A 24118-nucleotide genomic window follows, 5' to 3' on the forward strand; every position below is an offset into this window, starting at 1 on the left:
CGGTGATGCCGCGGCCGCGCTCCCACAGCGCGACGTGCACGGCCCAGTCCGAGCGGCCGGGCATGGCGTATTCGCGGGTGCCGTCGAGCGGATCGATGATCCAGACCCGGTCGGCGGTGAGCCGGCGGGGGTCGTCCGCGGATTCCTCGGAGAGCACCGCGTCCAGCGGCCGAGCCGCGGCGAGCTCGGCGAGCAGGAAATCGTTGGACAGCGTGTCGCCGCGCTTCCCCAGGTCGGGTGGCGCTGGATCGTGGGGTGTCGTGTCGTCGCGCAGGGCGAGCAGCAGGGTTCCCGCGCGGTCGGCGAGATCGGCGGCGAGGCGGGCATCGGTCAGCATCGTCAGTCCAGGGTGTCCAGCAGGTTCAGGATGGCCGCGGCCATGGCGGCCGGGTCGCCGTCGGCGGGGTGCAGCGCCAGTGCCGGTGCGGTGGGCGCCTCGTACGGATCATCGATGCCGGTGAAGCCGCGGATCTCGCCCGCCCTCGCCTTGGCGTACATGCCCTTCGGATCGCGCGCCTCACAGATCTCCAGCGGCGTGTCCACGAACACCTCGACGAACGGGAGCCCGGCCGCCTCGTGCGCGGCACGCACCCGCTCGCGGTCGGCGCGGTACGGGCTGATCAGCGAAACGACCGCCACCACACCGGCTTCGGCGAACAACCGGGCCACCTCGCCGACGCGGCGGATGTTCTCGGCCCGGTCCTCGGCGGAGAAGCCGAGATCGGCATTCAAGCCGTGGCGCAGATTGTCGCCGTCCAGCAGGAACGCGGGCCGCCCCGAGGCCACCAGCCGCCGCTCCACTTCGACGGCGACCGTGGACTTTCCGGATCCGGACAGGCCCGTCAGCCAGACCGTCGCGCCGCGGGTGGCGCGCTCCTCGCGACCGACCGCGGTCGAGTGCCAGACCACCCGGGCCGAGGGCAGCGTCGGACCGGTGATCATGCCCGCGGCGACCGTGTTGTTCGTCGCCTCGTCGACGAGGATGAAGCTGCCGGTGGCGCGATTGCGTCGATAGGGGTCGAAAAGCAGCGGTTGGCGTGTGCGCAGCTGGATGCGGCCGATCTCGTTGAGCGACAACGATTCCGCGTGCTCGTCGCGATGCAGGGTGTTCACGTCGAGCCGGTAGTCCAGGCTGCGGATCTCGGCGGTCGCCGCGCGCGTGGTGTGGCGCACCGTGTACGTGGCGCCCGGTGTCAGCGCGGAGTCCTCGGCGAACCAGCACACCATGGCGTCGATGTCGCGGCCCATCTGCGGGCGGTTGGCCGGACGGCAGATCAGGTCGCCGCGCGAGATGTCGATCTCGTCGGCGAGCTGCATCGTGACCGCCTGCGGTGGAAAGGCTTCGGCAACGGGGACGCCGCCGGGACCCCAGATCGCCGCGACGGTGGTGGTGAAACCCGAAGGCAGCACGGCCACTTCGTCGCCCGGCTTGAACACCCCGCCCGCCACGGTGCCCGCGTAGCCGCGGAAATCCTTGCCGTGGTTTCGGGTCACGTACTGCACGGGAAAGCGCGCGTCGATGAGGTTGCGGTCGGAGGCGATGTGCAGTTCCTCCAAGTGGTGCAGCAGGGGAGTGCCCTCGTACCACGGCATGCTGGCGCCGCGGTGCACGATGTTGTCGCCCTGGAGTGCCGAGACCGGGATGAAGGACAGGTCGGCGACCTCGAGCTTGGTGGCGAAACCAGCGAATTCCTCGCGGATCTCGGTGAAGCGCTGCTGGGACCAGCCGGCCAGATCCATCTTGTTGACGCACAGCACCAGGTGCGGAATGCCGAGCAGGCTGGCGAGGAAGGCGTGGCGGCGGGTCTGCTCCAGCACGCCCTTGCGCGCGTCGACCAGGATGAGCGCGACATCGGCGGTGGAGGCGCCGGTGACCATGTTGCGCGTGTACTGGATGTGCCCCGGGGTGTCGGCGATGATGAACTTGCGCCGCGGTGTGGCGAAGTACCGGTGCGCCACGTCGATGGTGATGCCCTGTTCGCGTTCCGCGCGCAGTCCGTCGGTGAGCAGGGCGAGATCCGGGTAGTCGTCGCCGCGGTCGCGGCTGGTGCGTTCCACGGCGGCGAGCTGATCGGTGAAGATCGTCTTGGAGTCGTAGAGCAGACGGCCGATCAGGGTCGACTTGCCGTCGTCGACGCTGCCCGCGGTGGCGAGGCGCAGCAGGGTGGTGGCCATCAGAAGTACCCTTCTCGTTTGCGATCTTCCATGCCCGCCTCGGAGATGCGGTCGTCGGCCCGGGTGGCGCCGCGTTCGGTGACACGGGCGGCGGCCACCTCGGCGACCACCTCGGCGGGGGTGGCGGCGGTGGATTCCACGCATCCGGTGCAGGTCGCGTCGCCGACGGTGCGGAAGCGCACGGTCGCCTCGTAGGGCTGCTCGCCGTCGAGCAGCCGCAGGAATCTGGTGTGCGCCAACAGCATTCCGTCCCGCTGCACGACGGGGCGGCGGTGCGCGTAGTACAACGAAGGCAGCTCGATGCCCTCGGCCGCGATGTAGCTCCAGATGTCCAGTTCTGTCCAGTTCGAGAGCGGGAACACCCGGATGTGCTCGCCGGGCCGGTGCCTGCCGTTGTACAGATTCCACAGTTCCGGGCGCTGGGCGCGCGGTTCCCACTGCCCGTATTCGTCGCGGAAGCTGAAGACCCGCTCCTTGGCGCGGGCCTTCTCCTCGTCGCGGCGGGCGCCGCCGAAGACCGCGTCGAAGCCGCCCTCCCGGATGCTGCGCAGCAGCGTGCTGGTCTGCAACCGGTTGCGCGAGGCGCGCGGACCGGTGTCCTCCACGACCCGGCCCGCGTCGATGTCGTCCTGCACCCGGCCGACGATCAGCCGCAGGCCGAGGCGCTGCACGGTGCGGTCGCGGTACTCGATGACCTCGTCGAAGTTGTGTCCGGTGTCGATGTGCAACACCGGGAACGGCGGCGGCGCGGGCCAGAAGGCCTTGGCCGCCAGGTGCAGCATCACCACCGAATCCTTGCCGCCGGAGAAGAGCAGCACCGGACGTTCGAAGGTGGCTGCCACTTCACGGAATATGTGCGCCGACTCGGCCTCGAGCGCGTCAAGATGAGGCAGCTCGTAGGTGCTCGCCGTCGACTTTGCGTACTGGCTCACGCCCCAAAACTAGAACACGTTTCGGTCAATGGTCAACGGGTCGGCCGTGTCGTGTTGCGGCGGCGTGGCCTGTTTGCGCGCCGGGCGGGTCAGCCCGCGGTGCGCGCTTCGAGGGGTTTGCGCCCGCCGGACGCGCTGGTTACCGCATCCGCCGCGGCGACCAATGCCGCTCCGCGGCGGGCGATTTCGGCCCCGGTGATGGACGCGCCGATGTACATCGTGAGCACCATGTTCTGCCTGCCGTCGCCGCCGTAGGTGGGCGCGGCGAGCAGGCTCACCGGGTGCTCCTTGCGCGGCCGGAGATCGGCGCCGAGGTAGACCCGTTCGCCCAGGCTCGTGACCAGTTCGGCGACCAGTTCGCGCAGCTCGCCGGGCAGATCGCGGGCCGCGACACCGGCCAGCAGTGAGTACAGCCGCCGCCCCGCGGCGGTCAAGCTCTCGACCAGGTAGCCGCGCTCGCGGCACTCGGCGACCACCTGGCGCAACCGCGTCTCGTCCTGCTGCAGCGGGACCGTGGGCGGGGTGGCCAGCCACGTGTCGAACGCGGCGTCGGTGTCCCACAGCACGTACATCAGGCCGACGGGCGGCGCGAAGTGGTAGGACGCGCCCACCTTCACCATCCCGGGGCCCGTGCTCTCCAGTACCGAGATCCGGTCGCCGACCACCGCCGATGCGGTGCAGGTGGTGCGGTAGCGCGCGCTGAGTTCGGCCAGCTCGGCGCGGGCGATGGCCGAGATGGCGAAGCTGTCCTGAGCGACCCGTCCCGCCGCGATGAGCGCTGGTCCGAGGCCGTAGACGTGGGTGTGCGGATCGCGCACCAGGTACCCGCCCGCGGTCAGTTCGGTGAGAATGCCCAGGCAGGTGGGCTTGGCCATGTCCAGCTCGCGGGCCAGTTCGGAGAGCCCGAAGCGCTTGCCGCGCTGCTCGACGAGGAAATCCAGCAGCTGGACCACTCGTTCGGTGGGGGCGGATCGGCGCGCGACCATGGACAACTCCTAGAACACGTTCTAATCTTGCTCGTATCGAAATGTACCAGAGCGGTACATATTTGGACCACCCGGGAGAGCCACTTGCTGACCCAACCGTTCGCGGACGCGATCGCCGCCGCCGAGCAGATCATCACCGAAGCGCCGCACATACGGACCGAACAGGACCTCGTGGAGGGCTACGACTACCTGGCGGGCAGCATTCGCGCGGCCCTGCAGATGGCGTGGGCCTACGAGCGGGACTTCCCGTTCTTCGTCCAGTCGACCGGCCCGTACACCAAGATGGGCCTGGACAACCCCGACACCCTCTACTTCCACGCCTACCTGCGGCCGGACGCGGAATACCTGGTGACCGGCACCCGCGGCACCACGAGGGACCTCAGCTTCCAGGTGCTCAACGGCAACTATTCGCCGGTCGACGTGCCCGACAGCGAGACCGCCTTCGACGACCGGGCACTGGACGTCGCGGCCGACGGCACCTATCAGCTGCGGCTCGGACCGGGCGAGGCCCGCCCCGGTTACGTGCACCTCGCTCCCGACTCGGCGATGCTGGTGGTGCGCGAGGTCTTCAGCGACTGGTCCGCCGAGAAGCCGGGCACCCTGCGCATCCAGCGCGTCGACACGATCGGCGCCGCGCCGCCCCCGCTCACCAAGGATCTGCTGGCCAAGCGCTACGGGATCGCGGGCAAGATGCTGCTGTCCCGGTTGAAGACCTTCCTGGCCTTCCCGGAGTGGTTCTACCTGAACCTGCCGGTGAACACGATGACCGAGCCCCGATCCACTCCCGGCGGGCTCACCACCCAGTTCTCCTCGGCGGGCCACTACGAGCTCGCCGACGACCAGGCCATGATCATCACGGTCCCGAAGTCGGACGCGCCCTATCAAGGCTTCCAGCTGGGCAGCATGTGGTACCTGTCGCTGGACTACATCAACCACCAGACCAGCCTCACCGCCGACCAGGCACACGTCGATCCGGACGGGATGATCCGGCTGGTGGTCAGCGAGCGTGACCCCGGCCTGGCGAACTGGATCGAGCGCACCGGGCACGCCAGGGGCTACCTCCAGTTCCGCTGGCAGCGGCTGTCCCGTGACCTCAAACCCGAGGACGGGCCAGCGGTGGAGATCGTGACGGTCGACGAATTGCCCACGCGGCTGCCCTATTACGAGCAGGCGCGGATGACACCCGAGGAATGGAAAGCACGGATCGCGGCCCGTCAGGTGGCCGTCGCGGAGAGGATGCTCGGCTGATGTTGTTGCAGGACAAGGTGGTTGTGGTCTCCGGCGTCGGGCCGGGGCTCGGCAGGGCCATCGCGGTACAGGCGGCCAAGGCGGGCGCGGACGTGGTGCTCGCCTCGCGCACCGAATCGAGGCTGACGGAGGTCGCCAAGGAGATCGCCGAGATCGGCAGGCGCGCGGTGGTGGTGCCCACCGACATCAACGACGAAGCGGCGGTGGCGAATCTGGTCGAGACCGCCACCGGCGCCTTCGGCCGGGTCGACACACTGGTGAACAACGCCTTCGCCATTCCGCCGCTGGCGGATCTGGCGGTGGTCGACCTGGATCAGGTGCGGGCCGGATTCGAGACGAACGTGCTGGCCGCGTTGCGCCTGACCCGGTTGTTCGTGCCCGCGCTGACCGAGACCAAAGGCTCGGTGGTGATGATCAATTCGGCCGTGCTGCGGCATTCCCGGCGCACCTTCGGTCCGTACAAGATGGCCAAGGCCAGCCTGCTCGCGCTGGCGCAGAGCCTGGCGACCGAACTCGGCCCGAAGGGTATCCGGGTGAATTCGGTGGCGCCGGGCTACATCTGGGCCGACAACCTGAAGTGGTACTTCAATTACCTCGCCCAGCAGCGGGGGATCACGCCGGAAGAGGTCTACGCCGAGACCGCGTCGACCATCGACCTGCGCAAGCTGCCCGAACCCGACGAGATCGCCGACGCCGTCGTCTTCTTCGCCTCGCCGCTGGCGCGCGCGATCACCGGCGCGTGTCTGGACGTCAACGGCGGCGAGTACCACCACTGATCGAGCACCACCGAGGAGGAGAGAGCACAGCATGATCGGAAGGGACGATGTCGGCACCGTCGAGGATCTGCACGCCTCGGCGACCAAGGTCGTCGGACTCGACGATTTCGGCGACAACGGCTATCGCGAAGGGCTCCAGGTGCTGCTGGACTCCTACGCCGAGGACGCCGAGCTGACGCCGTTCGGCAACAAGGTCAATCGCGCGTTCCTGCGCGGCGCGCTGATCGCCAGGCTGCTCAGCGAGAACGCTTGGCAGCGTTACCCCGAGCACGCCGACGTGGCGATCGAACGACCCGTCTTCGTCACCGGCCTGCCGCGCTCCGGCACCACGGCCGTGCACCGGCTGCTCAATGCCGATCCCGCGCACCAGGGTCTGGAGATGTGGCTGACCGAGATGCCCCAGCCCCGCCCGCCGCGCGAGACCTGGGCGGACAATCCGGTCTATCAGCGCATCGAGGCGGCGTTCGAGAAGCACCACGTGGAGCATCCCGAATTCATGGGCGTGCATCACATCTCGGCGGATCAGGTGGAGGAGTGCTGGCAACTGCTGCGGCAGTCGGCCATGTCGGTGTCCTACGAATGCCTGGCCTACCTGCCCGGGTATTCGGAATGGCTGGCGGGCCGCGACTGGACCGATGCCTACCGCAGGCATCGGCGCAACCTGCAGCTGATCGGTCTGCCGGACGCGAATCGCCGATGGGTGCTGAAGAATCCGAGTCACCTGTTCGCCTTGGACGCCATCTTCGAGGTGTATCCGGACGCGCTGATCATCCAGATGCACCGCGACCCGCGCACGATCATCGCGTCGGTGTGCAGCCTCAACGAGCAGGCGTCGGCGGGGTGGTCGGAGAAGTTCCGTGGCCCGGTGGTCGGCCGGACGCAGCTGGATCTGTGGGCGCGCGGCGCGCAGCGCTTCCTGGAAGATCGCAAGCGGCACAACGCCGCCCAGTTCGTCGACGTGTACTACGACGACTTCGTCGCCGACCCGATCGGCACGGTGGGCTCGGTCTACCGGCACTTCGACCTTCCGCTGAGCACGGAAGCGGAGGCGGCGATGCAGGCGTTGCACGCGGAGAGCACCTCGGGCGCGGCGCGTCCGTCGCATCGGTACACGCTGGACGATTTCGGTCTGACGGCGGATCAGGTCGACGAACGGTTCGGCGAGTACCGGGCGGTGCACTTCCCGAATCGCTGAGCGGGTCTCGCCGGTCGGCCCGCGCGGTCGTCCGGCGAACCTGGCATGCCGTGCAAACATGCACTGCATGCAATTTCGGCTATTGTCGGGCGACGTGGCATCGAATTGTCTTGCGGGCCTGCCACTTTCGCGCCGAGGCTCCGGATTCCATCCTGGGTAAGAGGTCCGGCGTAAAGTTGCATCGAGTGCAACTCTGGCGTGGTGCGGGCGTCCGCGGTCACCTGCTCCCACGACCGTACCGTCCCAGAGGCCGACCAGCCACCGATAGCGGGTGCGGATGTAGCTCGTGTCGCGCACGACTCCGGTTCCCGGCGGATCGGCGCTCAGCCCCGCGGAGGGTTGCGATCGTCGGACTGGTACCAGCGTGCGGCGACCCAGGTGTCGAGTCGGCGGCGGTGCAAGCGGTGTCGCAGGTCGTCGTTGATACCTTGTGCGCACGGGAGCCGTCGACACGACCGGCACACCCTGCGGGACTGATCGAATACGCGGAATCGACGCCATGAACGTGGCAAGTGCTGCCACTGTCCGAAAGAAACAGCTGTCTGTCGTCCCGAGGTCTTTCGCCGAACGCCCGATCGCCATAGCGTTGAGATATGAAGGCAATGCCACGGCGCTGTGCTCCTGTCGCCGCAATCGCCCGGCTTTGGTCGGTGCGGGCGGCGGACTGGGCTGGGCCGCCGCAGCGGAGCCCGATGATGGCCGCCGACTGGGAGGCGGCGTGGGGACCGGTGCGTGATCGGATCCGTGGCGGCGTCCGCCCCGGTGCGCGGAGGGCCGGGCGATGAGCGGGCGGCGCGAGCCGGTGATTGCGGTGATCGGCGCGGGCATGTCGGGCATCTGCATGGCGATCACGTTGCTGCGCGCGGGTTTTCGCGAGGTGACGATCTACGAGAAGTCCGACCGCTTCGGCGGTACCTGGCGTGAGAACACCTATCCCGGCTTGACCTGTGACGTGCCGTCGCGCTTCTACCAGTTCCGCTTCGCGAAGAATCCCGACTGGTCTCAGTTCTTCGCACCGGGTGCGGAGATCGAGGAGTACTTCACGCGGGTGGCGCACGAGTACGGGCTGCCGGGCAGAACCCGGTTCGGCGCCGAGGTGTGCGGCGCGGAGTTCGAGAACGGGCGGTGGACGGTGACGACCACCGAGGGCGTGCGCGAACGGTACGACTTCGTGCTGTGCGCGACCGGCATCCTGCACCATCCCCGCACGCCGGACCTCCCAGGCCTGGACGACTTCGCGGGCGCGGCTTTTCATTCGGCGCGCTGGGATCACGGCGTCGAGCTGGCGGGCAAGCGCGTCGGCGTGCTCGGCACCGGCTCGACCGGCGTGCAGATCGTCACCGACCTGGCCGGAAAAGCGGGGCAGCTGAGCATGTTTCAGCGCACGCCGCAGTGGATCGCGCCGCTGCCGAACGGCCGCTACTCCCGGCTCACCCGCGCCGCACACCGGCGCTTACCGGTACTCGACGAACTCGGCTACACGGTCACCCGCCGGATCTTCGAGTTCCTCATGGGCGCGCTCATCGCGCCGGGCCCGAAGCGGGAGCTGGTCGGCGGATTGTGCCGGGCCAACCTGCGCAGGGTCCGCGACCCGGCCCTGCGCGCCGCGCTGACGCCGGAGTACGAGCCGATGTGCAAGCGGCTGGTGATCTCCGGCGGCTTCTACCGCGCGGTCCAGCGCCCCGATGTGACGGTGGTGACCAGCGCCGTCGACCACATCGTGCCGCGCGGCGTGGTCACGGCCGACGGTCGCGTGCACGACCTGGACGTGCTGGTGCTGGCGACCGGTTTCGACGCCCACGCCTTCATGCGGCCGATGGGCATCGTCGGCGCAGGTGGCCGCACCCTGGAGCAGACCTGGGCGGACGGCCCGCAGGCCTTCGAAACCGTTGCGCTGCCCGGATTTCCGAACATGTTCCTGCTCATCGGGCCGCACAGCCCGGTGGGAAACTATCCGCTCACCCTCATCGCCGAGACCCAGGCCGAGCACATCCTCGGCTGGATCCGCCGGTGGTGCGCGGGCGAATTCGACACCGTCGAACCGACCGAGGCCGCCACCGAGCGCTACTACGCGCAGCTGCGCGCCGCGCTGCCGAACACGGTGTGGGCGACCGGCTGCCAGAGCTGGTATCTCGGCAAGGACGGCAAGCCGGAGCTGTGGCCGTGGACCCCCGCCCGGCACACCGCGCTCATGCGGCGCACGCCGGACCCGGCCAACTATCGATTCGCCGGCGCGCGCGGCTGACCGCCGCTACTGCTGGCCGGGCTTCAGCACGATGAACAGGCCGTTGGCCTCGGCGCACAGCCGGTCGCCGTCGTGCAGGGTGGCACGGACGTAGACCTTGCGCCCCTCCTTGCGCTCAGCCCACGCGTGCAGCCGCAGCGCGGTGTCCAGCGGGGTGATCGAGCGATAGTCGATGGTGAGCGAGGCGGTGCGGGTGACCCCGCCCGCGTTCAGGGCGGCGGCCATGCCGAGCAGGTCGTCGAAGCCGACCGCGATCTGACCGCCGTGCGCCGCCTTGTTGCCGCCGAGGTGGTACGTGCGGAACGTGATGCGGGCCTCGACGCCGTCGGGGCCCGCCCGGTCCACCACGAAGGGCGGCAGCGTGATGTTGCCGCGGGCGGGCAGGTCGACCCGGGTCCAGGCGGGCGCCGACCACTCGTCGACGATCGCGGCGTCGAGCTTGTCGTTGAGCTCCTTGAGGACGGCGATGGTCTCCAGCGCCAGCTCGTCGGACGGCGACGCGAGCCGCGCGCGATCCATCAGGCTGCGCACCTGCTCGACGAACGAGCCGTAGTGCGGCCCGCCGCGGGAGATGTCGACGTCGTTGGCCGCGGCGTCGATCAACTCGGTCATCGGCCGGAATCCGCCCTCGTGGTGCTCCGCATTCGGCAGGGCAGCGCCGGCCTGCTGTTCGTTCATGAGAACAAGTTATCGGTTGCCCGTCGGATGCTCGCGCGCCGGGGGAGGTGCGAGGGCGGTCCGGCTCCGGCGGCCCCCGGCCGCGACGGGAATCCGATACCCCTACGCTGGGTACCCGTTCACCCATCAGGTCTACCGAATACACCACGCGAGCTCGGCACGGCCGGTCCGTGACCGCCCGGCGGGCGTGTCCTCGCGAAAGGCGAAAGGCGTTGCACCGATGCGTATTACGGCAGTCGTGTTCGACATGGACGGCGTGCTGATCGACTCCGAGCCGGTCTGGGAGCAGGTGCGGCGGGAGTACGTCGCCGAGAAGGGCGGACGCTGGCTACCGGACACGCAGAAACGGCTGATGGGCATGAGCACGGGGGAATGGTCGGAGTATCTCAGCGGCGAACTCGGGGTCGGTGAGCCGCCGGAGCGGGTGGCCGACGACGTCATCGAACGGATGGCCGCGCACTACGATCGCGCCGTGCCGCTGCTGCCCGGCGCGGTGTCCGCGGTGCAGCGGATGAGCGAGAACTGGCCGCTCGGGGTGGCCAGTTCGTCGCCGAGAACGCTGATCGACACGGTCCTCGGGCGTACCGGGCTGATCGAATTCTTCGACGTCACGTTCTCCACCGAGGAGGTCGATCGCGGCAAGCCGGCGCCGGACGTGTACGTGGCGGTCGCGGGCTTCCTGCGCAAGAAGTCCACCGACTGCGCGGCCGTCGAGGATTCGAGCAACGGACTGCGCGCCGCGCACGCCGCGGGCATGCGCGTGATCGCCGCGCCGCGGCCGGAGTATCCCCTGGATCCCGACGCCAGAGCGCTGGCCGATCAGGTCATCGACGGACTCGACGAACTCACCCCGGCGCTGGTCGCAGGCGAGTAGCCGGGCTTTCGAACGGCCACCGAGCGGCTGCGGTGCGGGTGGGACGGGCCCACCCGCACCCACGGCCGAAACACAGGTTCGAATCCCCGCGTCGGTCAGTCGCGGGGTTTGCCGAACTCTTCGATCAGCACGGGATACTGCTCCCCACCGTGTCCGGCGGCGATCGATCGGTCGGCCATCGCCTTGATCAATTTCGGCAGTTCGGCGTTGACGCCCACCGCCTCGCTCTCCTCGATCAGGTGTGCCATTGCCCGCGCGTCGGTCTCCAGGGCCGACACCTCGGCGGGGAAGGAGCCGCTGTCGATCTGCTCGGCGTACCCGGGCAGCCATTCGGCCACACCGGCGGCGATCTGCCGCGCGAACGGCGCGTAGGTCGCGGCGTCGACACCGGCCGTCCGGAGCAGGGCGGTGCCCTGGAGCCAGGCGTTGAGCACGCTCCACATCATGGCCAGGCCCGCCACGTCGTACAGGGACGCCAGCCCGTGGTCCGCGCCGAGGTAGGTGACGGTGCCGAGCGCGCCGAGTGCCGGCTCGAGCGCCTCGAAGTCCGGCTGCGGCCCGCTGTGCAGGATCACCGCCTCGGCGGTCCCGATCGCCGGTGGGATGGCCATGATGGCGCCGTCCAGGTAGCGAGCGCCGCGCTGCTCGGCCCATCGGGCGGCTTCCCGTGCCTGGGCCGAGTCGCCCGAGGTCAGGTTGATCAACTGGGTGCCGTCCAGATCGACATCGCTCGCGCCGAGCAGTTCGTACATGGCCCGGTAGTCGGTGACGCAGACGATCGTCAGGGCGCCCGCCGCGAGCGCGTCGCCCACCGTCGGCGCCAGTCGTGCGCCCTCGGCCACCAGCTGGTCGGCCTTGGCGGGCGTCCGGTTCCACACGGTGGTGGGGTGCCCGGCTTTCAGGAACGCGCCGGCGAGTGCGCGGCCCATCAGCCCGAGTCCGATGACTGTCACGGGTGTTTCGGTGTTTTCGTTCATGGCAGCATCGTCAACGTTGATACCGGTGTGAAGGTCAAGCGAGGATTCGATGAGGATCGGGGAACTGTGTCGCCGGACAGGCGTCAACGCCCATCAGTTGCGCTACTACGAGGCCCAGGGTCTGCTGGAGGCGGACCGCGGCGCGAACGGTTATCGCGAGTACGACGAGAGCGCGGTGTTGCGGGTCAAGCAGATTCGGCACCTGCTCGGCGCCGGGTTGTCCTCCGAGGACATCGCGTACCTGCTGCCCTGTGCGGTCGGCGAGGCCCCGGAACTGCCCGGGTGTCCCGAGTTGCTGACCGCGATGCGGTCGCGGCTGCGGCGATTGGACGATCAGATGGACAGGCTCGCTCGATCCCGCGACGCCCTTGCCGACTACATCGCCGCGGCCGAGCAAACGAGCGGCGACAGCTATCCACCCTTCGATGACGTGGAGCCCGTTCCCGCCTGAACAGCCGGGGTGCAAGCCACGGCATCGGGTCCGCACGCACCCGGAACACGGCTCAGCGGCGGTACGACTCCAGCAGCGTCCGGGCGGCAGCGGCCAGGTCGGCGTCCAGCCAGTCCGGCAGCACGGTGGCGTGCGCGTGCCTGCGCAGCGCGGCATAGGGCAGGTCGACCACCGCGCGGCTGACCGCGTCGATCTCCCGGTGTCCGTCGGCCCCCAACAGGTCGCGGGCGACGCGGCGCAGGTGCTCGATCAGCGGGGCGTTCATCTTGTCCAGCCGGGCGCGGAACTCCTCGTCGGGTCCGCCGTCGAGCAGGTCACGCGGTCGCAGCTCGAGCAGGAGGCGGGCGTCTTCGGGCAGCTCACGGCCGAAGCCGACGGCCGCGCGCGCCATGGCGACCCCCGCCTCGACGGGGTCGGTGTGCGCCGCCGCCGCCAGCGTCCGCTGCTGGAAGCGGTCCAGCGAGCGAATCCAGGCGGCGGTGAGCACGCCGTTGCGATTCCCGAAGCGGTGGTACAGCGTGCCGACCGGCGCGCCACTGGCTTTGGCGATGGCCGCCACGCTGGCCGCGCGCGGTCCGTCGGCGAGCACGAGGGCGCGTGCTGCGTCGAGGATCACATCGGTGTCGTGCTTGCGGGGTGGAGCCATGTACTAGTACGTTCCTTCTATATGGAGCGATTGTCTTATATCGACGAGCATGCCAGAGAAGTCGACGCGAATCGCGACCGGACCTGGAAAGCGTTGCTGCGTGTTGTCTGCAAGGACCCGTACGATCCCGCGACCGTGCCCTCCGGATTCGTCCTGGACGCCGCCGACGAACCGGCCAGGCTCGCGATGCACGGGGAGCACTGGTTCTCCCGCTACGAGCTGATCTTCGAACTCGACGACGAGGGACCGAGCCGGACCAGGGTGCGGGCCGTGAGCAGGGGAGATTTTCCCGGTCTGCACGGCAAGATCTATCGCGCGCTGGTGGTCGGCAGCGGCGGCCACGCGTTCATCGTGCGGCGCATGCTCGGCCGGATCGCGGCCGCGGCATGATTATCGCGAAGGTCTGGGGCGCCACCGAAGCCGAGCGCGACGACACGCTGCCGTGCGACGAGCTGGAACCCCGTGGGCTGCAAGCGGACCGGGCCATCAGCATCGCCGCCTCGCCGGGCTTGGTCTACAACTGGCTGTGTCAATTGCGGGTCGCGCCATACAGTTACGACCTGCTGGACAACTGGGGCCGCCGCAGCCCGCGCGAACGCGACCCGCACCTCACCGAACTCGAGGTCGGCCAGGAATTCATGGGGGTCTTCCAGCTGCAGTCGTTCGTGCTCGGCCGCCACATCACACTGGTCTCCGGGCGGGTCGCCGTGACCTACGCCGTGCGCCCGGACGGAGCGGGCACTCGGCTCGTGGTCCGGGCGCGTTTCGGGATGACGCCGATCGTCTCCTGGCCGCTCGCTTTCGGCGACGTCTTCATGACCCGCAAGCAACTGCTCACGCTGCGCGAACTGGCCGAGGCCGAAGCGCGGCTCGACACCGCGCGAAGCGACGAGGTCTGAGCACTCCACGGCCGCGCGCCGATGTCAGGGCGTGAACGTGTGCAGCGGATTGGCTTTCGCGCGCGCGGTCCAGCGCCCGCGGTCGTAGGCGACCTCGACGGGGTGGTCGAAGGCCGCGGACACGGCGTCGGTGGTGAGGGTGTCGCGGGCCGGGCCCGCGGCGACGGTGCGGCCGCCGGCGATGAGCAGGGCGTGGGTCGTGCCGGTCGGCAGTTCCTCGAGGTGGTGGGTGACCAGGACCGAGGCGACCTCGGGGTGGGTGCGGTCGAGGCCGTCGATGGTCTCCAGCAGGTGCACGGTGAGCGAGATGCCGTCGATGATCTGCTTGCCGTCGCGGCGGAAGGTCACGTCGGTCAGCTGGAGCGCGGGTGTGGTCACGGGGTGTCCTTCCTCGGCGCCGTCACTGGAACGCCGCCTTCAGAGCGGTGAGGTGAGCGCGGCTGAATTCGGCTGCCGCCGCGGGGTTTCGGTGGGCGATGGCATCGACCAACCGGATGTGCGCCTCGTGGTCCCCGGATTCGGAGGGCACCGGGCGAATCTTCAGCATGTCGATCATGGCCTGGCGCAGGCGGGGTAGGAAGGTGTCGAAGAGCTGGGTGAGCACGTCGTTGTGCGCGGCGACGATGACCGCGCGGTGGAACGCCATATCGGCGTCGACGTGCTCGTCCACCGGCTCGCCCCGAGCCTCGCGTGCGGCCAGGGCGCGACGCATCACGCGCAGGTCCGCAGGCGTGCGCCGAGCGGCGGCGAGCGCGGCGGCCTCGGCCTCGATGGCGATCCTGGCCTCGATCACCGACGCGATGGCGGCGCGGCGCAGTACCGCGTCCCATTCCTCGGTCACGTCCAGCGCGGTGACGAACACCCCCGCGCCCTGGCGGCTGTCGAGCACACCCTTGCCCGCCAGTTCGCGGATGGCCTCGCGCAGCGTGGAGCGGCCGACGCCGAGCTGCGCGGCCAGGGTCGTCTCGCCGGGCAGGCGGTGCCCGAGCGGCCATTCACCCGCGCGGATGCGGGCGAGCAGCAATTCGGCCGCCTGCGCGGCGAGCGGGTGGCGGCGAACCTGCGGGACCATCCCAACCTCTCTACTTGTCTGAGGAGTTGTGTAGAGTCTAGCCATCATCACGCGCATGCTTCTGCTTAGCCGCCACGGCGGGGCCTGATTCGACCGGCCGCCCGCCGTGGGGCTTCGTCGTGGCCGGTCACCACTTTGTATGTGCAGGCTGGATCGGCCGGAAAGCAGAACCTTCATGACCACGCGCGCACTCGGCGGCGCTACGCCGGAATGGAACAGGCAGCGGCCTTCGCGGATGCCGTCGCACCGGTATCGCAGCGTCTACGACCGAGTGGATGTCCCACTGACACAACGTGATTGGCCGAACGCACGGATCACCGCGGCGCCCCTCTGGGTCCCGGTGGACCTGCGCGACGGCAATCAGGCACTCGCCGAGCCGATGGATCCCGACCGCAAGCGGCGCTTCTTCGAGCTGCTGGTCGCCATGGGCTACAAGGAGATCGAGGTCGGTTACCCGTCGGCCTCGCAGACCGATTTCGATTTCGTCCGGCTGCTCGCCGACACCGATCTCGCGCCCGAGGACGTGACCATCGTCGTCTTCACCCCGGCCCGCCGCGATCTCATCGAACGCACGGTGGAGTCGGTGCGCGGCCTGCGCAACGAGGTGGTCGTGCACATGTACACGGCCACAGCCCCGACCTGGCGGGACGTCGTGCTCGGCAAGGACAGCGCCGCGCTGCGCGAGCTGATCCTGGCGGGCGGCCGCGATGTGCTCGAGTTCGCCGGTGACCTTCCCGCGGTGCGTTTCGAGTTCTCGCCCGAGGTGTTCAACCTGACCGAGCCCGATTTCGTGCTCGACCTGTGCGACCGCATGACCACTTTGTGGGACGCCACCCCGGAACGACCGGTGGTGCTGAATCTGCCCGCCACCGTGGAGGTCGCCACCCCCAACGTGTACGCCGACCAGATCGAGTACATGCACCGCAACCTCGCCCGCCGCGACAGCGTGATCCTCTCGGTGCACCCGCACAACGACCGCGGCACCGGCGTCGCTTGCGCGGAATTGGCGGTGCTCGCCGGCGCGCAGCGGGTGGAGGGCTGCGTCTTCGGCAACGGTGAGCGCACCGGCAATGTCGACCTCGCGACGCTGGCGCTGAACCTGCACGCTCAGGGCGTCGATCCGATGATCGATTTCTCCGACGTGGACGAGATCGCGCGCACGGTCGAGTACTGCACCCGCATGCCCATCCACGAACGCCACCCGTACGTCGGCGCGCTCGTGCACACCGCGTTCTCCGGCACCCACCAGGACGCCATCAAGAAGGGCATGGCCGAACACCGCGCCCGTGCCGCGGCGGCCGGGCGTCCGGAGCGCGAGATCGAGTGGCGCGTACCGTATCTGCCGATCGACCCGGCCGACCTCGGTCGGTCCTACGACGCCGTCGTCCGCGTCAACTCCCAGTCCGGCAAGGGCGGCATCGCCTACCTGCTGCACACCGAATACGGCATGGATCTGCCGCGGCGGTTGCAGATCGACTTCGCCCACCGCGTCCAAGCGCACGCCGACGACACCGGACTGGAGATCACCGCGGCCGAGCTGCACGAGCTGTTCACCGCCGCGTACCTGGAGGACCCGGAACCCGCGCCGGTGGCGCTGAAGGAGTGGCACGCCGGCGCCACCGGCACGGACATCACGCTCACCGTCGACGGCGCGGCATCGACCACCGAGCACCACGAGGTCGGGCCGGTCGAGGCGCTCACCGAGGCGCTGGCCGCGGCGGGGCTGCCGGTGCGGGTGCTCGGCCTGACTCAGCATTCGCTCGGCGCGGGCAGCGACAGCAGCGCCATCACCTATCTGGAATACCGGGTAGGCGAGCGAACCGGTTGGAGTTGCGGCCGCGGTGACTCGGTCCTCGGTGCCTCGCTGGCGGCGGTGATCCGCGCCGCGAACCTGGCGGCATCGTCGTCCGAATAGCGGCAAAACGCCCGCCGTGTCGGCCGTACGTGCGAAGGTAATCGGCGTGGTGCGGCACGTGACAGGAAACCTCCCCGCGGAGGTGACGAGCTTCGTCGGACGCGGTGATGAACTCGCCGCGGCGAAGCGATTGCTGGCCACCACGCGGCTGCTCACCCTGACCGGACCCGGCGGCGTGGGCAAGACCCGGCTGTCACGCCGGGTGGGGGAGTCGGTGCGGCGGGCGTTTCCCGACGGCGTGTGGCTGGTCGAGGTGGCCCACGTCCAAGAAGGGGATCTGGTGGCGTTGAGCGTCGCGCAGGCGCTCGGCCTGCGCGACGACACCAGCGCACCGCTGGCCGGGCTCACCGAGTTCCTGGCCGACAAGAACCTGCTGCTGATCCTGGACAACTGCGAGCACCTGATCGACGCCTGTGCGGCGCTGGTGAGCAGGCTGATCCCGGCCACCACCGGCGTGCGGATCCTGGCGACCAGCCGGGAGCCGCTCGGGGTGGACGGCGAGCAGGTCATGCCGGTCGCCCCGCTGCCGCTCCCGGCGGCCGACGAACTGACGGGGGAGGTGGCCGCGGGCGAGAGCGAGGCGCTGCGCCTGCTCATCGACCGCGCGGCGGCGGCCAATCCCGAATTCCGGGTCACCGACGCCAATCTCGGTGTGCTGGCGGCGATCTGCCGTCGGCTCGAAGGCATTCCGCTGGCGCTGGAGCTGGCCGCGCTGCGGCTGCGGATGTTCACCCCGGACCAGGTGCTCGCCCGCCTCGACGACGCCATGCGGCTGCTCACCACGGGGCTGCGCACCGCGCCGCGCCGCCAGCAGACGCTGGAAGCCGCGATCCGCTGGAGCTACGACCTGTGCACGCCCGACGAGCAGCGGCTCTGGGAGCAGCTCGCGGTGTTCGCTGGCGGGTTCGATCTGGACGCCGCCGAGGCGGTGTGCGTGGTGGATCCGCCCGACGCGCTGGTGGACGCGCTGACCGGGCTCGTCGAGAAGTCGGTGCTCGGGCACCGGCACGACAGCGACGGCAGCGGCCGCTACACCATGCTGGAGCCGCTGCGGCAGTTCGCGCTGTCCCGGCTGTCCGCCGCCGGTGACGAACGGGCCGTGCGCATCCGCCATCGCGATCACTACCATCGCATCGCCCGCCGCGGCCGCACCGCCTACTGGGGCGGCGAGGACGTCACCTGGTTCCGCGACGTCACCAGGGAGCACGCCAATATGCGTGCGGCGCTGCAATTCTCGCTGGCCGATCCGGACGGCGCGCACCGCGCGCTGGAGATCGCGACCGAACTGCGCCCGTTCTGGGAGCACTACCGGTTCCTGCTGGAGGGCTACCGGTGGCTGGTGGAGGCGATCGGAAAGGACAAGGCGCACACCGTCGATCGGGCCAGGGCGCTCGCGGCCGCCTCGGTGATCGCGGCGATGCTGTCGGACAACGCGGAGGCCACCCGCTATGCCCGCGAATGCGTCGAGCTGGCCACCGAACTCGATGCCGCCGAGGTCTTGGTGGAGGCGACGCTGCTCTCGGCGCTGCTGGCATTCAGCGGCAACGATCCGCACCGCGCGCTGGAGATCGCGCTCACGGCGACCGAGCGCGCGGGAGAGGTCGCCCATCACGGCACGGAGATGGAGAGCCTCGCCTTCGCCTACGTGTGCGCGCTGGTGCTCGAGGACGAGCGCGCCGACGCCATCGCCGAACGTTTCCTGGCCAGGACCGCCGAGCACGGTTCGCACCTGCTCGGCGGGCTGGCGTATTGGGCGGTGGGCACCAATCATTGGCGCCGCGGCGAACAGGAGAGCGCCGAGGGCGACCTGCGCCGCGCGGTCGAGCAGTTCCGGCTGTTCGACCGATGTGTCTGGACCGCTTCGGGTTTCGACGGCCTGGCCTGGGTATCGGCCGCGCAGGGGGACCGGGTGCGTGCGGCGCAACTGATGGGCGCGGCGGCCACGGTACGGCGCGGCAGCACGCAGCGGCTGGCGCACGCGATGACCGAGGTGGTCGGCGACAAGGTGCGCGACCAAGTACACCGGGCTATGGGCGACAAGGAATTTCGCGCCGCCTTCGACAGCGGCGCCGCGCTGGGCACCGACGAGGCGGTGCGCTACGCGCTGGGCGCCGCACCGATCGTCGTCGAGCGGGCCCCGAAACCCGCTGCGGCCGATATGCTCACGCGCAGGGAGAAGGACGTGGCCAGACTGGTCGCCGACGGATACAGCAACAAACGCGTCGCGGCCGAACTGGTGATCTCGGTGCGCACGGCGGAAAGCCACGTCGACCACATCATGACCAAACTCGGCTTCGATTCCCGGACCCAGATCGCAGGCTGGGTCGCCGAGCATCTGCACTGAGCAATCGACTATCCGTGTAGTCGGCTATCGATGTGAGTCAGTCGCCGGTGCGGCCGTCGATGCGCTCGCGCAGCAGATCGGCGTGGCCGTTGTGGCGGGCGTACTCCTCGATCATGTGCACATAAACCCAGCGCAGGCTGAAGGCGGCGGTGCGGACCGGGCGCGTGAAAGTGTGCTCCAGCGGAAGGGCGGCGACCGCGGCATCGGCGGCGCGCACCTCGCGGTGGTAGACGGCGAAGGCGTCCTCGGGATCGGCGTCGGCGATGTCGTCGAAATCGCCGTCGGGGTTGTCCTCGGCGCAGTAGAGGTAATCCAGCGGCGCACCCGCCGCGGCGATGCGGAACCAGCCGCGCTCGACCTCGCTCATGTGCCGGATCAGGCCGAGCAGCGAGAGCCCGGACGGCGCCAGCGGGCGCGAGCGCAGCTGCTCGGCGTTCAATCCGGCGCACTTCCACAGCAGTGTCTGGCGGTGCCGATCGAGCCAGGCCTGGAGCATGGGGCGCTCATCGGCGACGAGCAGGCTGGGCGTCCGTTCGACATCCGGGGCGGTCCACGTCATGGGCCGAGGCTATCGGCCGGCCCGGAAAAGCGCCCGTCGATTTCCGGTGCGGGCGGCCGGTGAGCACGCCCGCACCGCCGGTCTACAGGCCGTGCCGGAGGAAATCGGTGACGGCGCGTTCGAAGGCCGCCTTGCGTTCGATCTGCACCCAGTGCCCGCAGCGCCCGAACAGCCGTAGGTCGACGTTCGGCAGCTGCCGCGAGGGCAGCAGCGCGCCCTCGGCCGGGGTCACCCGGTCGTCGCGGCCCCACAGCATCAGCACCTCGTTGCGCAGGCCACGCAGCCGCGCCCACAGCGGAACCCGTTCGGCCAGTGCGGGATCGGCGAACGTGGCGTACGCGTCCCGGATCGCCGCGATGGCCGCCGGTTCCGCCGCCGCGGCCAGGCGCGCGTCCACGAGCTCGTCGGTGAGGATCCGCTCGTCGAAGACCATGGTGCGCAGCCAGGACAGCACCCGCTCGCGGGTCGGGTCGGCGGTGAAGTCGAGCAGTCGCCGAATGCCTTCGGACGGTTCGGGACCCAGCACGTTCACCCCGACGCCGCCCGGAGCCATCAGCACCAGCCGGTCGACCCGGGCGGGGTGGTCGAGGGCGACGAGCGTGGCCACGGCGCCGCCCATCGAATTGCCCAGCACGTGCGCACGCGGCAGCTCCAGGCTGTCGAGCAGGCCGATCACCGCGTCGGCGGAGATGCGAAGGTAATTGCGGTCGTAGACCTCCGGGCGCGCGCTGGCGCCGAAACCCGGCTGGTCGAGCACCAGGCAGCGGAAGTGCTCGGACAGCGCCGCGAGATTGCCGCCGAAGTTGGCCCAGCCGGACACGCCGGGACCGGAGCCGTGCAGCAGCACCAGCGGCGGACCCGAACCCGCCTCGTGGTAGCGGAGTTTCAGCCCGTCGACCTCCACCCAGCGGGTGGTGTCCTCCGCGGTCGGCGCCACCGTCACACCATCCGATCTTCGACGGGCAGGCCGAATTCGCCGCGGCCGAACATGGCCAGCGCGCGCTCCACGTCGTTGATCACGTGCACGCTGCCCGCGTGCGCGTCGCGCCAATGCCGTTCGATCGCATTCGGTTTGCGGATCGAATGGCCGCCGGAGTTGTCGAAGAGCAACTCGATCGCCTGGATCGCCCGCTCGGTGCCGCGCACCTGGTCGCGGCGGGTGCGCAGGCGCACCTCGTCCGGAATCGGCTCGCCCGCTTCGGCATAGCGCAGCTGCTCGGAAATGTTGCGCTCCATTTGCAGAATCGCGGCGTCGATCTCGGAGGCGGCGCGGGCGACCCGGACGTGGGCGAAGCCGTCCTCGGCCACCTTCTGGCCACCGTAGGACAGCCGCACCCGTTCCCGCATCCGCTCGATGTGCGCCTCGTAGGCGCCCTGAGCGGCGCCGATGATCGGCGCGGTGATGGTGTTGGAGAAGACGCCCGCGAACGGAATCTTGTACAGCGCCGCGGGATTCGCCTCCTGGCCCGGCCCGCGCAGCTGCGACTGCTCGGTGGCGCTGTAGGCGCGGTGGTGCGGCACGAACGCCTTCTCGATGACGATGTCGTTGCTGCCGGTGCCGGACAGGCCGACCACGTGCCAGACATCGTCGATGACATAGTCCGCGCGCGGCACCAGAATCGTCAGATAGTCGCTGGGCCTGCCGTTCTCGTCGGGCGCGAGCGCGCCGAGGAATGCCCACTGGGCGTGGTCGCAGCCGGAGGAGAAGCTCCACCGCCCGCTCACCTCGTAGCCGCCCTCGACCGGGGTGAGCAGGCCCGTCGGCGCGTACGACGAGGAGATCAGGGTGTCGGAGTCGGCGCCCCACACCTCGTCCTGCGCCTCGAGCGGGAACAGCGCGAGCTGCCACGGGTGCACGCCGAGTACCGAGGACACCCATCCGGTCGACGGACACGCCGAGGCGATCGCGCGGATCACCTCGTAGAAGGCCACGGGGGAGGACTCGTCACCACCGAAACGGGCGGGCTGCAGCATCCGGAACACGCCTGCCTCGGTCAGCTCCCGGACGCTCTGCACCGGGACCCGCCGCTGCGCGTCGGTGTCCGCGGCGCGTTCGCGGATCGCCGGAAGCAGGTCCCGGACCCGATCGAGCACCTTGTTGGTCATGACGGGTGTCCTCCTGTGTTTCGTCGGGCTGGGAACCGCCTGCGCGGCCCCCGCCATGGTGGTGACGCTAGGGCGGTCTGCCCCTCGTCCGGTGGATCAGTCCCGGTGATCGGAACGCTGTGAGCTGGGATTCCCCGCGTTGAGCGGGCACGGGCGGCGGCGCGGCCCGCCAGGCGACCGAAGTACGTGCCGTCACCGAGGGACGTGCCGCTGATGTAGCCCTCGCCGTGCAGGCCGGAGCTGGCGCGGCCCGCGGCGAACAGCCCGGGGATCGGCGTGCCTGCGAGATCGAGCACCGCGCCGTCCACGGTGGTGTGCAGGCCGCCGAGGGTGAACACCGAGGCGCCGGTGCCGCGGCGGTCCCCGGTCTCGGCGGGCGGGCGCACCCCCGCGCGCACGTCGATGGCGGCCAGCGGCGGGGTCAGCGGACGCAGCCAGCGCGGCGCCTTGTGGAAGTCGGGATCCATACCGCGCGCGGCGAATTCGTTGTATCTGGCGATGGTCGCGGCGAGCGCACCGGGCGGCGCGCCGATCAGCTGTTCGAGTTCCTCGGCGGTCTCGGCGACGTGGGTGGGGCGCACGCCCCAGCGCTGCGGTTCGGGCACCTCCTCGTAGGCCTTTTCGTCCAGCACCACCCAGACGTCCATGTCCTGCCGGAACAGGGCGGCCTGACCGATGCGGCCGGGATAGGTGTCCTCGTTCACGAAACGGGCGCCGCGGCCGTTGACGACCATGCCGCGCGCCGCGAACCCGGGGATCAGCGAGATACCGACCTGGCCCGCGGACATGTGACGCACCGCCGCGCCCGCCGCCTGCGCCATCCGGATGCCGCCGCCGTCGTCGGTGCCCGCGCTGACCTTCGTGTGAGCCAGCAGGCGGGGCGCGTGCGCGGCGAGCATCCGATCGTCGTCGACGAACCCGCCCGTGGTGAGGACGACGCCGCGCCGGGCGCGCACGGTGAACTCGCGGCCGTAGCGGCGCGCCGCCACGCCGGTGATGGTCCCGTCCTCACCGCGGATCAGGTTCGTCGCGTAGCTGTCGAATCGCGCTGCCACACCGGCGTTCCCGGCCGCCGCGGCGAGCACGTCCATGAGCAGCTTGCCGCCGAAATCGTTGGCGGCGGGCCGGTGTCCGCGCGGAGCGGGCGTCGCGAGTTCGGTGAACGGCCAGCTGTTCTCACCGAGCCACATGAGTCCGTCGTCGGTCGGCGGCACCCAGGCGGGCGCGTCCCACAGGCTCGGCTGGAACGGCACGCCCCGCGCCACCAGCCAGTGGAAGTGCGCGACGCTGTCGGCGCAGTACCGCTCGATCTTCGCCTCGTCCGCGCCGGGACCGAGCGCGGCGCGCAGGAATGCCGCCATCTGCTCGGGGGTGTCGGTGAAACCGCAGGCCCGCTGGATGGGTGTGCCGCCGCCGAGGTAGATCTCGCCGCCCGACATGGCCGAAGCGCCGCCGGGCCCGCCCGAGCGTTCCAGCACCAGCACCCGCGCGCCCGCCTCCGCCGCCTCGAAAGCCGCTGCCGCCCCGGCACATCCGTAGCCGACGATCAGAACGTCGGTGTCGATGTCGTAGGCGCCGACCTCTGTCGCGGGCCGCGGCGCGACGGACCGGCTCCCGCCCAGAGTTTCGCTCATGCCTGGTCCTCGCTGACGCCCGGCTCCGGCATGCGCGATGCGCACTGGCACACGACTCGCTCACTGCGTTCGCTCATGAGTGCGACAGTCGCCGCTCGCCGGGCGACCCGATACCGGTCATCTCGGTGGCCGAATGCCCCCTCCCGCTCAGTGGGACTGAACCGGTTGGTGCGGTCGGGCACTGGCAAAGGTGTGTGAACGGCGTCACGTTTGTGATGGCGCAGTGAAGGAGAGGATATCGATGCGGGTCCTGATCACCGGAATCACCGAGCCGAGCGGTCGGGCGGTGGCGCGCATGCTGTTGGCCGCCGGGCACGACGTGGCAGGCCTGGACCGCCGGTGGCACCGCTTCGTCGACCCCCGCGTGCGGTTCACCGCGGGCGATCCGGCCGATGCCGCGGCCTGC

23 protein-coding genes and 1 pseudogene are annotated in these 24118 nt (G+C 70.0%); 11 read left to right on the forward strand and 13 right to left on the reverse strand.

The features are described from left to right. From NL1_RS32520 to NL1_RS32535, 4 genes are all read right to left on the reverse strand, one after another. Positions 1-337 (reverse strand): inositol monophosphatase family protein (locus NL1_RS32520; protein WP_281180896.1); only part of this gene is annotated, 337 nt, incomplete at its 3' end. Positions 338-339: 2 nt separating this feature from the next. Then, positions 340-2175: an adenylyl-sulfate kinase gene (gene cysC, locus NL1_RS32525; RefSeq protein WP_067847785.1), complete on the reverse strand. Its 1836-nt coding sequence runs from the start codon at positions 2173-2175 to the stop codon at positions 340-342. Then, entirely contained in the window at positions 2175-3107 is a 933-nt protein-coding gene (cysD, locus tag NL1_RS32530) for a sulfate adenylyltransferase subunit CysD (protein ID WP_067847788.1), read from the reverse strand. Before cysD ends, cysC begins: the two co-directional genes overlap by 1 nt. Before the next feature lie 89 nt (positions 3108-3196). Continuing rightward, complete coding sequence (locus NL1_RS32535) at positions 3197-4093, reverse strand: helix-turn-helix domain-containing protein (RefSeq protein WP_067847838.1); 897 nt, start codon at positions 4091-4093, stop codon at positions 3197-3199. An 84-nt stretch (positions 4094-4177) separates the two neighbouring features. Here NL1_RS32535 and NL1_RS32540 point away from each other — a divergent pair, with 84 nt between their 5' ends. The 4 genes from NL1_RS32540 to NL1_RS32555 all read left to right on the forward strand — a co-directional run bounded on the left by NL1_RS32540 (position 4178) and on the right by NL1_RS32555 (position 9557). After that, complete coding sequence (locus NL1_RS32540) at positions 4178-5341, forward strand: hypothetical protein (protein ID WP_067847790.1); 1164 nt, start codon at positions 4178-4180, stop codon at positions 5339-5341. Further along, positions 5341-6117 carry an SDR family oxidoreductase gene (locus tag NL1_RS32545; RefSeq protein WP_067847793.1) on the forward strand — a complete coding sequence of 259 codons (777 nt, stop codon included), beginning with the start codon at positions 5341-5343 and terminating at the stop codon, positions 6115-6117. The genes NL1_RS32540 and NL1_RS32545 overlap by 1 nt, the downstream gene beginning before the upstream one ends. Positions 6118-6148: 31 nt before the next feature. Then, entirely contained in the window at positions 6149-7312 is a 1164-nt protein-coding gene (locus NL1_RS32550) for a sulfotransferase family protein (protein WP_067847796.1), read from the forward strand. A 781-nt stretch (positions 7313-8093) separates the two neighbouring features. Then, complete coding sequence (locus NL1_RS32555) at positions 8094-9557, forward strand: flavin-containing monooxygenase (protein ID WP_067847799.1); 1464 nt, start codon at positions 8094-8096, stop codon at positions 9555-9557. A 6-nt stretch (positions 9558-9563) separates the two neighbouring features. Here NL1_RS32555 and NL1_RS32560 read toward each other — a convergent pair whose 3' ends face one another. Next, the gene (locus tag NL1_RS32560) at positions 9564-10235 is read right to left on the reverse strand and encodes a PaaI family thioesterase (RefSeq protein WP_067847802.1); all 672 of its coding nucleotides are present in this window, start codon (positions 10233-10235) and stop codon (positions 9564-9566) included. Between the two features lie 220 nt (positions 10236-10455). Here NL1_RS32560 and NL1_RS32565 point away from each other — a divergent pair, with 220 nt between their 5' ends. Further along, the gene (locus NL1_RS32565; RefSeq protein WP_067847804.1) at positions 10456-11109 is read left to right on the forward strand and encodes an HAD family hydrolase; all 654 of its coding nucleotides are present in this window, start codon (positions 10456-10458) and stop codon (positions 11107-11109) included. Between the two features lie 95 nt (positions 11110-11204). Here NL1_RS32565 and NL1_RS32570 read toward each other — a convergent pair whose 3' ends face one another. Continuing rightward, positions 11205-12086 carry an NAD(P)-dependent oxidoreductase gene (locus tag NL1_RS32570; RefSeq protein WP_067847806.1) on the reverse strand — a complete coding sequence of 294 codons (882 nt, stop codon included), beginning with the start codon at positions 12084-12086 and terminating at the stop codon, positions 11205-11207. A gap of 49 nt (positions 12087-12135) precedes the next feature. Here NL1_RS32570 and NL1_RS32575 point away from each other — a divergent pair, with 49 nt between their 5' ends. After that, positions 12136-12537, forward strand: coding sequence for a MerR family transcriptional regulator (locus tag NL1_RS32575; RefSeq protein ID WP_067847809.1), 402 nt, complete (start codon positions 12136-12138; stop codon positions 12535-12537). Positions 12538-12589: 52 nt separating this feature from the next. Here NL1_RS32575 and NL1_RS32580 read toward each other — a convergent pair whose 3' ends face one another. After that, complete coding sequence (locus NL1_RS32580; RefSeq protein WP_067847812.1) at positions 12590-13183, reverse strand: TetR/AcrR family transcriptional regulator; 594 nt, start codon at positions 13181-13183, stop codon at positions 12590-12592. A 21-nt stretch (positions 13184-13204) separates the two neighbouring features. Here NL1_RS32580 and NL1_RS32585 point away from each other — a divergent pair, with 21 nt between their 5' ends. Both NL1_RS32585 and NL1_RS32590 read left to right on the forward strand, forming a co-directional pair. Further along, entirely contained in the window at positions 13205-13573 is a 369-nt protein-coding gene (locus tag NL1_RS32585; RefSeq protein WP_067847814.1) for a hypothetical protein, read from the forward strand. Next, positions 13570-14082: a hypothetical protein gene (locus NL1_RS32590; protein WP_067847817.1), complete on the forward strand. Its 513-nt coding sequence runs from the start codon at positions 13570-13572 to the stop codon at positions 14080-14082. Before NL1_RS32585 ends, NL1_RS32590 begins: the two co-directional genes overlap by 4 nt. 24 nt (positions 14083-14106) lie before the next feature. On the opposite strand, the pseudogene NL1_RS32595 reads toward NL1_RS32590, so the two are convergent. Next, positions 14107-14373 (reverse strand): annotated as a pseudogene (locus NL1_RS32595) (ABC transporter ATP-binding protein); the annotation flags it as partial. Between the two features lie 109 nt (positions 14374-14482). After that, the gene (locus NL1_RS32600; protein ID WP_067847823.1) at positions 14483-15154 is read right to left on the reverse strand and encodes a FadR/GntR family transcriptional regulator; all 672 of its coding nucleotides are present in this window, start codon (positions 15152-15154) and stop codon (positions 14483-14485) included. A gap of 235 nt (positions 15155-15389) precedes the next feature. On the opposite strand from NL1_RS32600, the gene NL1_RS32605 reads away from it, so the two are divergent. Beyond that, positions 15390-17069 carry a 2-isopropylmalate synthase gene (locus NL1_RS32605; protein ID WP_084511273.1) on the forward strand — a complete coding sequence of 560 codons (1680 nt, stop codon included), beginning with the start codon at positions 15390-15392 and terminating at the stop codon, positions 17067-17069. A 58-nt stretch (positions 17070-17127) separates the two neighbouring features. After that, positions 17128-19413, forward strand: coding sequence for an ATP-binding protein (locus tag NL1_RS32610; RefSeq protein WP_245673693.1), 2286 nt, complete (start codon positions 17128-17130; stop codon positions 19411-19413). A 37-nt stretch (positions 19414-19450) separates the two neighbouring features. Here the strand turns inward: NL1_RS32610 and NL1_RS32615 are convergent, their stop codons facing one another. The 4 genes from NL1_RS32615 to NL1_RS32630 form a co-directional block, all read right to left on the reverse strand. Beyond that, entirely contained in the window at positions 19451-19972 is a 522-nt protein-coding gene (locus tag NL1_RS32615; protein WP_067847828.1) for a DinB family protein, read from the reverse strand. Between the two features lie 82 nt (positions 19973-20054). Beyond that, a complete protein-coding gene (locus NL1_RS32620; RefSeq protein WP_156095149.1) occupies positions 20055-20909 on the reverse strand; it encodes an alpha/beta fold hydrolase in 855 nt (284 codons plus the stop codon). 2 nt (positions 20910-20911) lie between these two features. After that, positions 20912-22078, reverse strand: a complete 1167-nt coding sequence (hsaA, locus tag NL1_RS32625; RefSeq protein WP_067847833.1) for a 3-hydroxy-9,10-secoandrosta-1,3,5(10)-triene-9,17-dione monooxygenase oxygenase subunit — start codon at positions 22076-22078, stop codon at positions 20912-20914. Continuing rightward, positions 22075-23712 carry an FAD-dependent oxidoreductase gene (locus NL1_RS32630; RefSeq protein ID WP_067847835.1) on the reverse strand — a complete coding sequence of 546 codons (1638 nt, stop codon included), beginning with the start codon at positions 23710-23712 and terminating at the stop codon, positions 22075-22077. The genes hsaA and NL1_RS32630 overlap by 4 nt, the downstream gene beginning before the upstream one ends. Positions 23713-23953: 241 nt before the next feature. On the opposite strand from NL1_RS32630, the gene NL1_RS40355 reads away from it, so the two are divergent. Beyond that, positions 23954-24118: NAD-dependent epimerase/dehydratase family protein (locus NL1_RS40355; RefSeq protein WP_162272791.1), on the forward strand; the 165-nt coding region annotated here is incomplete at its 3' end.

The organism is Nocardia lijiangensis NBRC 108240 (genome assembly GCF_001613045.1).
Lineage (GTDB): Bacteria > Actinomycetota > Actinomycetes > Mycobacteriales > Mycobacteriaceae > Nocardia > Nocardia lijiangensis.

Excerpts from the sequence above, each read along its gene's own strand:
- cysC (WP_067847785.1), bottom strand. The coding sequence starts at position 2,175 with ATGGCCACCACCCTGCTGCGCCTCGCCACCGCGGGCAGCGTCGACGAC.
- NL1_RS32535 (WP_067847838.1), bottom strand. The coding sequence starts at position 4,093 with ATGGTCGCGCGCCGATCCGCCCCCACCGAACGAGTGGTCCAGCTGCTG.
- NL1_RS32545 (WP_067847793.1), top strand. The coding sequence starts at position 5,341 with ATGTTGTTGCAGGACAAGGTGGTTGTGGTCTCCGGCGTCGGGCCGGGG.
- NL1_RS32550 (WP_067847796.1), top strand. The coding sequence starts at position 6,149 with ATGATCGGAAGGGACGATGTCGGCACCGTCGAGGATCTGCACGCCTCG.
- NL1_RS32555 (WP_067847799.1), top strand. The coding sequence starts at position 8,094 with ATGAGCGGGCGGCGCGAGCCGGTGATTGCGGTGATCGGCGCGGGCATG.
- NL1_RS32560 (WP_067847802.1), bottom strand. The coding sequence starts at position 10,235 with ATGAACGAACAGCAGGCCGGCGCTGCCCTGCCGAATGCGGAGCACCAC.
- NL1_RS32565 (WP_067847804.1), top strand. The coding sequence starts at position 10,456 with ATGCGTATTACGGCAGTCGTGTTCGACATGGACGGCGTGCTGATCGAC.
- NL1_RS32570 (WP_067847806.1), bottom strand. The coding sequence starts at position 12,086 with ATGAACGAAAACACCGAAACACCCGTGACAGTCATCGGACTCGGGCTG.
- NL1_RS32575 (WP_067847809.1), top strand. The coding sequence starts at position 12,136 with ATGAGGATCGGGGAACTGTGTCGCCGGACAGGCGTCAACGCCCATCAG.
- NL1_RS32580 (WP_067847812.1), bottom strand. The coding sequence starts at position 13,183 with ATGGCTCCACCCCGCAAGCACGACACCGATGTGATCCTCGACGCAGCA.
- NL1_RS32585 (WP_067847814.1), top strand. The coding sequence starts at position 13,205 with ATGGAGCGATTGTCTTATATCGACGAGCATGCCAGAGAAGTCGACGCG.
- NL1_RS32590 (WP_067847817.1), top strand. The coding sequence starts at position 13,570 with ATGATTATCGCGAAGGTCTGGGGCGCCACCGAAGCCGAGCGCGACGAC.
- NL1_RS32600 (WP_067847823.1), bottom strand. The coding sequence starts at position 15,154 with ATGGTCCCGCAGGTTCGCCGCCACCCGCTCGCCGCGCAGGCGGCCGAA.
- NL1_RS32605 (WP_084511273.1), top strand. The coding sequence starts at position 15,390 with ATGCCGTCGCACCGGTATCGCAGCGTCTACGACCGAGTGGATGTCCCA.
- NL1_RS32615 (WP_067847828.1), bottom strand. The coding sequence starts at position 19,972 with ATGACGTGGACCGCCCCGGATGTCGAACGGACGCCCAGCCTGCTCGTC.
- hsaA (WP_067847833.1), bottom strand. The coding sequence starts at position 22,078 with ATGACCAACAAGGTGCTCGATCGGGTCCGGGACCTGCTTCCGGCGATC.
- NL1_RS32630 (WP_067847835.1), bottom strand. The coding sequence starts at position 23,712 with ATGAGCGAAACTCTGGGCGGGAGCCGGTCCGTCGCGCCGCGGCCCGCG.